Below are 12,968 nucleotides of genomic sequence, written 5' to 3'. Positions count from 1 at the left end.
TTTTCTTTAATTAAGTAGGAGCTCCTTATCATTGATTGGAGATCTTTCTAAGTGGTAGACAAAGTTAAAATAGACTTTGTCTACTCCCATTTTAAAGATCGTGAATTCATTGCCATTTTCCCTTATGAGGCAAGGAACGAAGCCGAATGCGAACCAAGAAAAGTGCTTGCCAACACCCACCTCCACTCCGTTAAGAGGTCGGAGACTTGTCGGTGGATCATGTAAAAAGGATCTCCTCTATTGCTTGGAGATCCTTTTTTATTTTAGTCATCATGGTTTGAGTACGACTTTAATGCAGCCATCCTTCTTTTCATCAAAAATTTCATACGCGTGCGCCGCATCCTTTAAAGGCAAGCGGTGGGTAATAATGTCGGTAGGGTCGAATTTTTCTTCCACAATCCACTGATATAAAGTCGGAAGATAGTGAATCACAGGTGCTTGTCCCATCTTTAAAGTAACATTGCGGGCAAATAAATCCCCAAGCGGAAACTGATTATAGCGCGAGCCATAGACCCCTACTAGCTGAATGGTGCCGCCTTTGCGAACCGCTTGTGTAGCAATGACAATGGCTCCCATCGCTCCCCCTTGCAGCTTTAATGCAGATTCAACCATCTCAAGCGCCGTCTTTTTGCCATCTAAACCGACACAGTCAATCACGATATCCGCTCCGCCGCCTGTGATTTCTCTTATATATTCTCCCACATTTTCATATTCAGTAAAATTAATGGTCTCCACCCGATTCACATTTCGTGCATGCTCCAATCGATAGCCGATGTAATCAACCGCAATCACTCGTTTGGCTCCTTTTAGCCAAGCAAATTTTTGCGTCAACAGTCCGACAGGGCCGCAGCCGAGAACAACTACCGTATCCCCGTCCTTTACTCCGGCTTCATCAACACCCCAAAAGGCTGTAGGAATAATATCGGATAAAAATAACAGCTTTTCATCCTCAAGTTCACAATCTTGCGGGACAACAAAAGAGGTAAAATTAGCGAATGGAACGCGCAAATATTCCGCTTGTCCCCCTGCGTAACCGCCGAACGTTTCAGAATAGCCAAAATAAGCGCCAGCATCTCCATGTTGATTCGATGTATCGCATTGGCTTTCTAATCCATGACGGCAATACCAGCATTGGCCGCAGGCAATCGTAAATGGCACAATGACTCGATCCCCTTTTTTTACCTTCGTTACTCCTGGACCGACTTCCTCTACAATGCCCATCGGTTCATGACCGATGACAAAATCATGCGCCATATTCGGAATCATTCCATGGATAAGATGCAGATCAGAGCCGCAAATAGCCGTGCTTGTAATTCGTACGATCATATCATCATCCTTGACAATAGACGGATCAGGTACATTTTTCACTTGTACGTTTTTAATGCCTTGATAAGTAACCGCTTGCATCATGCGTTTTCTCCTTTCTTTGATGGTTTTATTCCTGCCACAATCACCACACTGGCCAGCACGCATAAACCAGCTAATACGTAAAACATCATATCCGTTGATTTCTTCATTAATAGGGCAACGACTGGCGGGCCTGAAGCCACGCCGATAAAGCGCATCGAGCTATAAATCGAAGTGATGGTTCCTCGTTCTTTTTTCTCAATTCCTTCGGTAATGAGCGCATCTAGACAAGGTAAGGCAACACCAATCCCAATGCCGCTTAAAAAGAAAATGGTCAATTGAAGCCAAATATTTTCAAAAAAACTTAATAAAAATGTAGCGATGGCTAGGAGCGATACCCCAGCAAAGGTAAGCCACTTCATCAATAGTTTGTTCTTTTCAATTTTCTTTCCGGTAAGAAATGAAGCGATGCAAAGCGCCCCAAGCGGCAAAGCAAGCGCAAATCCTTTTTTTACCCCGTCCATATGATGACGGCTCTCAAGCATACTCGATAAAAAGAATAAGACGCCAAATAAAGCAAACATTAAAATTCCGCCGATCATAAAAATGGCATAAAGCCAACGCCCTTCCCTCTGAAAAATTCCTTTCATCTCATGTAAAAATTGTTTGAACGGCATAGGTTCTTGAGACTTGCGCGGAGTTTTAATAAAAAATAGCATAAGCGCAATAGAAATCGCACAAAAAATCGGAAATGAAAAAAAAGGGAAAAACCAACTAAACCCAGCAAGAAAAGCACCTAATATCGGGCTCAATACTTTCCCAAATGTATTCGCTGTCTCAATCGTCCCTAAACAGCTGCTCATTTCGCTTTCATTTTTATACAGATCGCCAACAAGGGGCAAAACGATCGGAGCTGCTCCAGCTGCCCCTGCACCTTGAAGCATTCGACCGATTAAAATAAACATATACGAATGATCCATTTTCCAGGCGGCCCACCCGGAAACAAGGCCACCAATCGCCGCTAAAATTAAACTTGGAATGATGACTTTCTTCCGTCCAATACGATCGCTTAAATATCCAGCAATCGGTATTAAAATAATAGCCACGATGGAGTACACGGTAATAATCATGCTTGATTGAAAGGATGAAATCGCCAATTCTCGCTCCATAGTCGGCAAAACAGGAATTAACATCGAATTCCCTAATGTCATGACTAAGGGAATCGATGACAAGGATATAATAGCCAGTTTTTTTCCTTTTGACTCTTCTCCTTCTCTTTTCACATTTTTATCTTGTTGAGACAACTGCTCTATCCATTCCATATAACATTCCTACCTTACGTTAATATATAAATGATTAGCTCATATGAACGCGTTTTTTGCATTTTTATTCGTTCGAGTTCGATGATTGGAAATGCTGTATATAAACTTAGGCACTCCCGTCATCCTCTCCACCTCTTTTCAGCATGATGGAGCAAAGATTATCCACTTCTTTTCTCATGGTGAATATCCTTATTGTGTGGCAAAACCTCGTAGTTCTGTTATAAAAACAGCGGACAATAACAATGAGAAGCATTTCTTTCTATAGCCTGCCTTTTAGGAAATGTACCAGCTTAATGATGGATATAGATGCCCCTAAGGCGATCCTGTTGATCCTTCCCCGTTCTAGGCATGACAAAAAGCCAAACAAGGCTGCCCCCACTCATAGATCTGTACAGCGATTCGTTAGTTCATCATTCAATAGCCGGAAAAACACCAGATACATACCAATGCTAAACGGCATCTATGGTGAAGCTATAGTAAAGGAAGAAGTTGATTTTCTCAAAGCTTTCATCATTCGTACGTCCTTTATTCCCCCTTTACGCGCTAAATGGATTCATACACGTTTAGCATCTCCTTCAATTATCATGACATTCTGTAAATTTTTTCAAAACAAAAAAGCTGATCTTATTAAAGAAGATTTTTCGATACATGTATAGAATGGAACATCTGTGAAGCTTTCTATACACGTCATCGATGACATTTCTTCTTTCTTAAGATCAGCATTTCAATCTATGCGCTCAGGCGGGTTAATTATCCAATATTCCTCGCTTTTCTGTTGAAGTTTAGCGATATCATTCTGTTTTTTAAGTAAAATAATGGAAAATCAATGGTGTGCGCTATTTTCCACCTGTGAATGATATTCCTTTGATGAAATAACGATTAAAAAAGATATAAATGAGAAGCACGGGCAAGGTGAACACCATGGATGCTGACATAATATAGTTCCAATAGCTAATATACTGTCCTTTAAAGCTGTTTAAGCCAAGCGGCAAGGTAAACATTGCTGGATCAGAAAGAATAATAAGCGGACGCATAAAATCATTCCATGACCCCATAAACACAAAAATGGCTTGTGCCGCTAAAGCGGGCCTCGCTAACGGAAGCACGATCCGAAAAAAGGTTCCAATCCGGCTAAGGCCGTCCAATGCCGCCGCTTCTTCCAATTCTTTTGGGAAATTAATAAAAAACTGGCGCATCATAAAAATAAAGGTAGCATTCATCATCGTCGGTACGATCATCCCTTGATACGAGTTGAGCCATCCAAACCACTTTAAGATAAGGTAATTGGGAATCAGCGTCACCTGTGCAGGAATCATTAATACGGCTAAAATAATCACAAAAAGAGGCTTTTTGCCCGGAAATCGCAACCGCGCGAGCGCATAGCCCGCCATTGAATTAAACAACAAATTCAAAACGGTAACGGCTGCCGCAACAATCACGCTGTTAAGCAGCCATCGCGGAAACATTTCCTGTTCAACAAAAATTTGCCGGTAATTCTCAAGCGTAAACTGTTTAGGAATAAAAGAAACCGTTCCACTTACAATTTCCTCAAGTGTTTTAAACGAAGAAGAAAGCGCCCATAAAAACGGAAGCATCGTCGCTACAGCATAAAGCACAAGAATAATGTATAACAATCCTTTGGCTATCCCGATTTTTTTCTTCATCGCACCCATCTCCTTTAGTAAAGAGACTCCTCTTTTGAAAATTTTCGCTGCAACCATGTCGCCATCAAAATAATGAGCGCTAAAATAAAGGCGAGCGCTGCAGCATATCCCATCGTCCCTAATGTTTTAAACGCATATTGATAAATGAGAAGCACAATGGTGAGTGTCGAATTATCTGGACCTCCTGAACCCGCTGAAAAAATATAGGATTGATCGAACAATTGAAACGTGCCAATAAGTCCCATAATAACGACAAACGAGGTCACCGGACGCAAATAGGGCACCGTCACATACCAAAATTTTTGCAAAGCGTTAGCTCCATCCAACTCAGCTGCTTCATAAAGCGAATCAGGAATATCTTGCAGCGCTGCCAAATAAATGACCATAAAATACGGAGCGGTCGACCAAATATTCATCGCCATAATGGCGCTCAGTGCCACTTTCGGATCTCCAAGCCAATTGTAGGTTGGAAGCCCGATCGCTGCCAACACATGATTAATTAAGCCGTTTTGATTATACATCCACATAAAAATGAGCGTTAAAACCGCCGAAGAAGTTAGTGTCGGCAAAAAATAAATAATGCGAAACCACTTTTGTCCTTTTAACCCTGCGTTTAACGTAGCTGCTAATATAAGAGCAAGCACGGTTTGACAAGGCACTACAATGATGACGTACTTAATGGTATTCCATAGGGCAATTTTCGCACGCAAATCCCCACCCATTCTTTTAAAGTTGTCAATCCCGACAAATTCAAAGGAAGTGGCACCAAGCAACTGCACTTTATGGAATGAGAGAAAAACGATAAACAAAATCGGGCCGATAATAAATAACAGCAGTACAAACAGTGTTGGTGAAAGCAGGGCATAGGCGGCGCCCGCTTCTCGCCACGCTTTTTTTCTCATATTCATTCCTCTCCTTAAATGAAGGAAATTCCGTTGACTTTTCCCCTAAACGCTATTCTTTTTATCACGATCTTATATAACGCAGGTAGCTGATAGAAGAAAGTTCTTCTATCAGCTACCTCCTTTATTCGTTTCCTTTAATTTCTTTATTAGCGGTTTCTTGAGCTTCTTTTAAAGCCTCTTTCAAAGAGCGGTCGCCTAAAAATGCACTGACAAATTGGTTATTAAAGTTGTTCATAATAATTGGCAGGTTCGTCCCGTTTTGCCATACGGTTGCATAAGAAGCTCCTGCCACTATTGGCGCGCGCAATGGATCTTTGTCAAATCCAAGCTCAGCAGCGACAGATTTGCGTGATGGAAGCTCTAATCCTTTACTTGTCCATATTTTCATTCCTTCTTTTCCGGTTAAAAAGGAAAGTAATTCCCATGCTGCTTCTTTATTCTTCGCGTCTTTGTTCATAACATAGGCTACTGTATATGCCATCGTCGCTTTCTTTCCATCCAATGTTGGCACTTCAGCTGTTCCGTACTCTAAGTTCGGGAAGGTTTCATCTAAAAATGGGATAGCCCAGTTTCCTTCAATCACCATTGCTGCTTTTCCTTGTCCAAACATTTCACTGCCTGAACTCGCTCCCACTTCTTTAGGCTCTGCTGTCGACCGGTCTTTAAGATGCATATCCACAATTGGTTGAAGCGCTTCCACTACTTTTGAATCGGCAAAGCTTGCTTTATTATCAGTGACTACCTTTCCGCCTTTTGATTCTGCGAGGTAGTAAAGGCGAGCTAATTCCGGCATCACTCCAAATCCATATACGTCCTTCCCCTTTGTTAATTTTTTCGCAGCTTCCCTTAATTCATCCCATGTTTGTGGTACTTCCACACCAGCTTCATCTAGCATTTTTTTGTTATAAAATAAGGCGAGTGTTGAATATCCTTTTGGAAACCCATAAATTTTTCCATCCTTTCCTTTGAACGCATCAAGCAACGGCTTTTCAAAATCGTTTATATCAAAATCATTGGTTACATAAGAATCAAGTGGCTCTAGCACTCCCGTTTCAATTAAAGCAGGGGCTTCAAAAGCATCAAGATAAAAAACATCCGGCCCTTCTCCACCCACAAGACGTGTTTTAATCACATCCATATATTGATCTGAAATCACTTCATATTTCACCTTAATATTTGGATGGGTTTTTTCAAATTCATCTAGCGTCTGCTGAAGCAGCTTTTGCTCTGTCGGATTTCCTCCCCATCCAGCAAGCGTTACTTCCACTTTCCCATTGTTGTTTGTGCTTTCTTTGCCGCTTCCGGCCTTTTCATTGCCGCTGCTGCATCCTGATAAAGCGCTTCCAACTAATAATGAAGTCATCGCAATGGTGGCTAATTTTTTCCCCTTCATGTTTAAAAACCCCTTTCTTAAATAAAATGATCATATATACAAGGAAGAGAAGACTCTTCCTTATGTAGAAACAAAAACAAGATCGTAGCCGGTTGTATTTTCATGAACGTGAACGTTCATTTTTCCTTGCTCCCGCACAACCGTTAAGGACAGTTGTCCATCGCCAATCGCCATATTGCTTATTTTTAAAAAATTCATCGAATCCAGCAAAGTTGGTGATAGTCGAATTTCTTTTGTTAAGCTATTTGGAAACAAGCCAAGCAATGCTTGAATAAAGACAAGCGGAGTTCCTGCCGCCCAAGCTTGCGGCGAACAAGCCACGGGGTATTTCACAGGCTTGCCAAATGACTTGTCATAACCGCAAAACAATTCCGGCAAACGATCATATTCAAAATGTTCAGCCGCCTCAATGAGTCCGCTCATAATCAATGTTGCTGCGTCTCGCCGCCCCAATTTGCTCAATCCGAGTAAAATGATACTGTTATCATGAGGCCAGATGCTTCCATCATGGTAGCTCATCGGATTATATCCCGTTTCTCCTTTCCCCATTGTGCGAATTCCGTAACCAGAAAACATTTTCGGAGACAGGAGCATGCGGACGACGGCGTCTGCCCGATCTTGATTAAGCATATCGGCAAACAAAACGTGTCCCGGATTCGAAGTAATGGTGCCAACCTGCCGTTTCTGCTCATCTAACGCAATAGCATAAAACTCGACATCCTCCATCCAAAACTGCTCGTCAAATTGGTCTTTTAATGCCTTCGCCTGTTGGCGAAGTTTTTCGGCACGTTCTCCCTCATTCAATTTTTCAAAAATATCAGCAAGCCCTTTTTTCGCTTGATAAACATATCCTTGTACTTCTGCGAGAGCAATAGGAGATTTTGCGTATTCGCCGTTGCGATGCACAATAGAGTCACCGGAGTCTTTCCATCCCTGGTTGGCAATTCCTTTGCTTGATTCTTGATGATATTCAACAAACAAGTCGCCATCGCGATCGCCGTATTGATCGATCCAAGCGAGGGCAGCATCAACATTTTCTTTTAATTGGTCAACAATGGCCAAATCTCCCGTCCATTTCACATATTCTGTTAATAACACAAGAAATAACGGGGTGGCATCAATCGTTCCATAATACGGCGTAAACGGAATTTGATTGGTGTTGGCCAACTCGCCAAACCGAATCTCATGCATAATTTTTCCCGGTTGTTCATCACGCCATGGATCAAGCTTTGTTCCTTGATAATGAGCCATAGTCAAAAGAGTGCCTTTGGCAATTTCCGGATTAAAAGCAAGCAACTGTAGCGCCGCAATTAAACTATCGCGTCCAAAAGGAACCCCGAACCAAGGCAATCCTGCCACCGGAAACGGTCCGTATCCTAAATCGGTCAACAACACCCGCACATCGTTAATACCACGATGAACAAGACGTTGCAGCGGTTCGTAATCGGTCTCTATTTCTGTAATTTTTTCCTGCCATTGTTGATAAGACCACTTTAAGCGCCGCAGCGCCTCATCTGGATGAAGGACCTCGTTGGCCGCTTCTTGACCGATTTGCGGCTGCACAATAAATGTTACGGTTTCTTCAGCCGCAGGCTGGAGAGAAAAACGAAATGCGATTTCTCCATGCTCAAAAGCGGCCTTTTCTTGACGATCCCAACTAATTTTGGTGGTTCGTGTAAGCTCGTCTTCCCCCTTATAGTGGAACATAAGCGAGCGTTCTCCGACTGTTTGGCCTGTACGTGTCCCCACTTTTCCTGTTTGGAATCCGCGCACTAGAAACATGTCAGCAAAATCAACATCAACCTGGATGTTCAAATCGAAGGTCACTGGCTTTGGATAGTAATTTTTTAATTTCACGACTTCATAAAGAACATTTTCATAAATAAATCGTTTCCTTTCTATTTCGATCGACTCGCGCCATAAAATCAATTCTCCACCTTTCTCCATATGCGGATTTGTGAGCAGAATCGTCGCTGCATAGTTTTCCGCTGCATCGGACGAAAGCAGCACAGGCTCTTCGCCATTGATTCGCAAATCCCATTTGCTCAAAAAACGAGTATCTTTTATGTACAATCCTAGACCGTACGGATGATTTTCTGGGATATTCCCTTTTTGATCCGTTAACAGAAATAGCTCATTCTCTTTAATCACTCGATATTCCATTCACTGATGCCTCCTCTTGCTTGAAAGCGTTTTGGAGATCCATACGCCAAATCCGAAACGTTTTGATTTTCGTTTCCAAAACGTTTCGGATCATCAACTAAAAAAAAGCAACCTATTCCAAAACGTTTTCAATTTTCACCTTTTAAAAACCACTCCTACTCGTGGTTTTTAAAAGTCGATTCGCGTACTTTTAATTCTGTCTCTAACACTTTAATATGGGAGGTTGCTTTTCCCTCCAGCATCTCAATCAACAGCTTAGCTGCTTCATATCCCATCGCAAATTGATTTTGAGCCACCGTCGATAACGGCGGGGTCGTATAGGACGCCAAAATAATATCATCATATCCTACTACCGCTACATCTTCAGGAATGCGCTTTCCAAGTTTTTTAATCGCCTTCATGGCTCCCAGCGCCATTAAGTCACTTGCACAAAAAAACGCTGTAATTTCCGGATAGCCAGTCAATAGCCGCAACGCTTCCTGCTCCGCTTTTTCTTCCTTGAAGGCTCCATCCGCCACTAGCTGCTCGCGAAAAGGCACTTCTGCTTCCAGCAACGCTTCACAAAATCCTCTCAGCCTTTGTTCGCTAACAAATGCGTATTCATAGCCATTAATCATCGCAATGTCGCGATGACCGAGCGCAAGCAAATGGCGAACGGCTTTTTTTGCCCCAAGAACATTATCGGTTGTCACATATCCAACCGTCTCCGATTCGATCGGAATATCAATAAGCACGCAAGGAATGTCGCTCTCTACGACTTCCTGCAAATACGGATCATCAATGCGGATTCCTTGCAAAATCGCTCCGTCTACACGCCGCTCGCGGCAAAGCTGCGTATACGTTTTTTCGCGCTGCTTCGTCGATGTCGTGCTGAATAAAACCATATCATAATCTACTTCGCTTACGTATTGATTGACACCTGATAAAATTTCAAATGTAAAGTTGTCCTTTGCGCTTTCGCGCGTCAATCCTGAAACGAGCAAACCAATCGTTTTGGATTTATTCATCACGAGACCCCGGGCAAGCGTATTCGGACTGTAGTTGAGCTGTTTAGCAATTTCAATAATTTTTTGTCGTGTCTTTTCATTTACGTCAGAGTAGCCGTTCAGGGCTCTTGAGACAGTCGTAATCGAAACCCCGGCCGCTTTGGCAATATCTTTAATCGTCGTCACCATTCTTCCTCCAAAACGTTTCGGATTGCTTTCTGATTGCATTTTATCTTAACTTCTAACGGATTGCAATAAAAAAATAAACGAAGCAAACAAAATATCTGAATTTTGCTTCCTCTCCTTGACTCATCATCTTTGTATCACCATTGGCGTAATGCTCAAACGAACATACAAAGCATCAACCGAGTCATTGAACAATGGCTCATTGCCAAAAAATTGCCGCTGCCTCTGTAATTGCCATTATAAATTATTTCTCACGCCACATACTAACATTGCAAGACCATTTATCACATTAGGAGGAGAAAAAGATGGCTCGAAACAGCAACAAACTACTCGTACCTGGAATTGAACAAGCACTTGATCAGATAAAATATGAAATCGCTCAGGAATTTGGCGTACAGCTTGGCTCAGACACAGCATCTCGCGCAAACGGTTCTGTCGGCGGAGAAATTACAAAACGTTTAATAGCACAGGCTCAAAGCCAACTTGCTGGATCTTTCCAACCAACTGAATAAAAATGGCTGATTATAAATGAAGAGGCTATTCCTTTTGAATAGCCTCTCAGTCTGTTCAGACACACTTCCCGTCACCGACCTCGCCCGTCCGCCCACGAACGGCTTTCGCTCCGATTCGTATCTTCGCTTGGCTGCAGTCCTTGACAACCAAACGTTTTCATTTTGAAATGAAAAAATCAAAAAATAGGTGCTTAAAATGGCGATAGACAAAGTCCATTTTGACTTTGTCTATCGCCTCTTTTGGTTTACTGTTGTTCTGGGGTAAATGTCCGCTTCGCTAACTCACTATCGAGCATAAACATGGCATTGTCGTCGTTTTGAATGCGAACAAGTTTTTGAATCATCGTATCAAACATCGATTCTTCTTCCACTTGCTCATCAATAAACCATTTTAAAAAGTTAATGGTCGCATGCTCCCGTTCATCCCACGCGATATCCGACAAGCGGTAAATTCGTTTCGTCACTTCTTTTTCATGAGCAAGCGCCTTTTCAAAGCAATCCAACACAGAGGCAAACTCATTATTTGGCGAATCGAATCCTGTTATCGTTGCACGTAAGCCTAACGCATTAATAAAGTTGTAAAATTTCATGGCATGGAACCGCTCTTCCTCGGCTTGAACAAGAAAGAAGTGAGCAAATCCATCCAAGCTTTCTGACGAACAGTATGCTGCCATCGCCATATAAGCATGTGCAGAAAAGAACTCAAAGTTCATCTGCTCATTTAACCCTTGCAAAAGCTCTTCACTAAGCATCTGTTTTCACCCCGCTTCATTCATAGTATGTCCATTATAGCAAAAAACAGAAAAGGAATGCACCTTTGCTCAAAAAAAGACCTTTGCGTTTTTTAGCAAAGGTCTTTCCAACATCATAACATTAGCTTACTTTTTCATTTGCCTCAGCTGGTCCGTTCAATGTGCTATGTCTGCGGCCATATGCAAAATAAATAACAAGACCGATGATTAACCACGATCCAAAACCAATCCATGTAGTGGCTGGAAGCTGAAGCACTAAATATCCGCAGAAAGCAACAGCCAACAACGGAATCCAAGGAACTAATGGAGTTTTAAACGCACGTTTTAAATCAGGCTGTGTTCTACGCAATACGAGCACTCCGATTGAAACGGTAATGAAAGCAAAAAGCGTTCCGATGTTTGTTAGCTCTGCTAATTTATTTAAAGGTACTACTCCTGCAAAGAAAGCAACGATTAATCCTGTCAACCATGTATTCACATATGGTACTTGTTTTTGTTGGCTAACACGTGAAAATACTTTTGGTAACAAACCGTCACGGCTAATCGCATAGAACAAACGTGTTTGTCCATACATCATAACGAGCAATACTGTGGTAATACCAGTAATCGCTCCAAGTGAGATGAAACCGGCTACCCAATCTTGATGAATGTAATTTAACGCAAAGGCAACTGGGTTTTTCACGTTCAATTGGTCATAAGGAACAATACCTGTTAATACGAGTGACACAACGATGTATAAAGCCGTACATATTAGCAATGAAGCAATAATTCCGATCGGCATATCGCGCTGCGGATTTCTTACTTCCTCCGCCGCTGTTGAAACCGCATCAAAACCGATGTAAGCAAAGAATACAGTTGCCGCACCCGTCGCTACGCCTGAAAATCCATATGGCATAAATGGAGTCCAGTTATCTGGCTTAACATACCATGCACCCACAGCAAGGAATAAAAGAACAACGGCAACTTTAATGATAACCATAACAGCATTAAAGCGAGCAGACTCTTTCACACCGCGTGTGAGCAATAATACAATTAAAAGAACAATCAAAATCGCTGGCAAATCAATAAAGGTCCCTTTTGCTGGATCGTATGCGCTTGTTAGCGCTTTCGGAAGTTCAATTCCAAAACCGGCAAGCAATCCTTGGAAATACCCTGACCAACCAGCTGCTACTGCTGAAGAAGCGACCCCATATTCCAAAATGAGATCCCAACCTAAAATCCAAGCAATCAACTCACCAAAGGCCGCATAACTGTAAGTGTACGCACTTCCCGATACAGGAACAGTTGAGGCGAACTCTGCATAACAAAGAGCTGCAAATACGCAAGCAAGACCCGAAAGAATAAAGGAAATGACAAGTGCAGGACCCGCGTGTTCAGCAGCTGCAACCCCAGTCAATACGAAAATCCCTGTGCCGATGATGGCTCCGACTCCAAGCATCGTTAAATCGAAGGCGCTTAAAGATTTTTTTAAGGACGCCCCTTTCCCTCCTGCTTCTTTCAGAAGGACATCAATCGATTTCTTTCTGAATAAACTCATTGTTTGTCTCCCCTTGTCGTTTTCTGTAGAATTTTGCAGAAGTACACGTGAAACATTGTATACTATTCAATATTTTTTGTAAAGTTGAAAAATGAAAAAAGAGTGAGATTATTTTTGGAATTAAGACAAAAAATTTAGAATTTTCCAACTTATTATTGTTACTAAACATTCTTTTGAGGTGTTATTGTTATTGTTCAATAG

10 protein-coding genes are annotated in these 12,968 nt (G+C 42.0%); 1 reads left to right on the top strand and 9 read right to left on the bottom strand.

Annotated elements, in window-relative coordinates; genetic code table 11:
* Window positions 1-270: 270 nt before the first annotated feature.
* From B6A27_RS17780 to B6A27_RS17745, 7 genes are all read right to left on the bottom strand, one after another.
* Window positions 271-1,407, bottom strand: coding sequence for a zinc-dependent alcohol dehydrogenase (locus B6A27_RS17780; protein ID WP_080862859.1), 1,137 nt, complete (start codon window positions 1,405-1,407; stop codon window positions 271-273).
* Window positions 1,407-2,669 (bottom strand): bacillibactin exporter BcbE, encoded by a 1,263-nt coding sequence (gene bcbE, locus B6A27_RS17775; RefSeq protein ID WP_044746732.1) that lies wholly within the window; start codon window positions 2,667-2,669, stop codon window positions 1,407-1,409. Before bcbE ends, B6A27_RS17780 begins: the two co-directional genes overlap by 1 nt.
* An 836-nt stretch (window positions 2,670-3,505) precedes the next feature.
* Window positions 3,506-4,333 carry a carbohydrate ABC transporter permease gene (locus tag B6A27_RS17765; RefSeq protein ID WP_044746734.1) on the bottom strand — a complete coding sequence of 276 codons (828 nt, stop codon included), beginning with the start codon at window positions 4,331-4,333 and terminating at the stop codon, window positions 3,506-3,508.
* Between the two features lie 14 nt (window positions 4,334-4,347).
* Window positions 4,348-5,235: a carbohydrate ABC transporter permease gene (locus B6A27_RS17760; protein ID WP_231734591.1), complete on the bottom strand. Its 888-nt coding sequence runs from the start codon at window positions 5,233-5,235 to the stop codon at window positions 4,348-4,350.
* A 124-nt stretch (window positions 5,236-5,359) separates the two neighbouring features.
* Window positions 5,360-6,631 (bottom strand): ABC transporter substrate-binding protein, encoded by a 1,272-nt coding sequence (locus B6A27_RS17755; RefSeq protein ID WP_066146910.1) that lies wholly within the window; start codon window positions 6,629-6,631, stop codon window positions 5,360-5,362.
* 60 nt (window positions 6,632-6,691) lie between these two features.
* Window positions 6,692-8,794 (bottom strand): amylo-alpha-1,6-glucosidase, encoded by a 2,103-nt coding sequence (locus tag B6A27_RS17750; protein ID WP_080862832.1) that lies wholly within the window; start codon window positions 8,792-8,794, stop codon window positions 6,692-6,694.
* Window positions 8,795-8,949: 155 nt separating this feature from the next.
* Entirely contained in the window at window positions 8,950-9,966 is a 1,017-nt protein-coding gene (locus tag B6A27_RS17745) for a LacI family DNA-binding transcriptional regulator (protein WP_066147676.1), read from the bottom strand.
* 305 nt (window positions 9,967-10,271) lie between these two features.
* Here B6A27_RS17745 and B6A27_RS17740 point away from each other — a divergent pair, with 305 nt between their 5' ends.
* Window positions 10,272-10,478, top strand: a complete 207-nt coding sequence (locus B6A27_RS17740; RefSeq protein ID WP_080862831.1) for an alpha/beta-type small acid-soluble spore protein — start codon at window positions 10,272-10,274, stop codon at window positions 10,476-10,478.
* Between the two features lie 245 nt (window positions 10,479-10,723).
* On the opposite strand, the gene B6A27_RS17735 is transcribed toward B6A27_RS17740, so the two are convergent.
* Window positions 10,724-11,230: a ferritin gene (locus B6A27_RS17735; protein ID WP_044746739.1), complete on the bottom strand. Its 507-nt coding sequence runs from the start codon at window positions 11,228-11,230 to the stop codon at window positions 10,724-10,726.
* Between the two features lie 121 nt (window positions 11,231-11,351).
* Window positions 11,352-12,767, bottom strand: coding sequence for a branched-chain amino acid transporter BcaP (gene bcaP / locus B6A27_RS17730; protein WP_080862830.1), 1,416 nt, complete (start codon window positions 12,765-12,767; stop codon window positions 11,352-11,354).
* Between the last annotated feature and the right edge of the window lie 201 nt (window positions 12,768-12,968).

Origin of the sequence: Anoxybacillus sp. UARK-01 (genome assembly GCF_002075365.1) — a bacterium.
GTDB classification, from domain to species: domain Bacteria; phylum Bacillota; class Bacilli; order Bacillales; family Anoxybacillaceae; genus Anoxybacteroides; species Anoxybacteroides rupiense.
The sequence above is the reverse complement of the archived record's forward strand: the minus strand, read 5'-3'. Positions and strand labels throughout refer to the sequence as shown.

Coding starts and splice junctions, on each gene's coding strand:
- B6A27_RS17765 (WP_044746734.1), bottom strand. CDS start 4,333: ATGAAGAAAAAAATCGGGATAGCCAAAGGATTGTTATACATTATTCTT.
- B6A27_RS17760 (WP_231734591.1), bottom strand. CDS start 5,235: ATGAGAAAAAAAGCGTGGCGAGAAGCGGGCGCCGCCTATGCCCTGCTT.
- B6A27_RS17780 (WP_080862859.1), bottom strand. CDS start 1,407: ATGCAAGCGGTTACTTATCAAGGCATTAAAAACGTACAAGTGAAAAAT.
- bcbE (WP_044746732.1), bottom strand. CDS start 2,669: ATGGAATGGATAGAGCAGTTGTCTCAACAAGATAAAAATGTGAAAAGA.
- B6A27_RS17735 (WP_044746739.1), bottom strand. CDS start 11,230: ATGCTTAGTGAAGAGCTTTTGCAAGGGTTAAATGAGCAGATGAACTTT.
- B6A27_RS17750 (WP_080862832.1), bottom strand. CDS start 8,794: ATGGAATATCGAGTGATTAAAGAGAATGAGCTATTTCTGTTAACGGAT.
- bcaP (WP_080862830.1), bottom strand. CDS start 12,767: ATGAGTTTATTCAGAAAGAAATCGATTGATGTCCTTCTGAAAGAAGCA.
- B6A27_RS17740 (WP_080862831.1), top strand. CDS start 10,272: ATGGCTCGAAACAGCAACAAACTACTCGTACCTGGAATTGAACAAGCA.
- B6A27_RS17755 (WP_066146910.1), bottom strand. CDS start 6,631: ATGAAGGGGAAAAAATTAGCCACCATTGCGATGACTTCATTATTAGTT.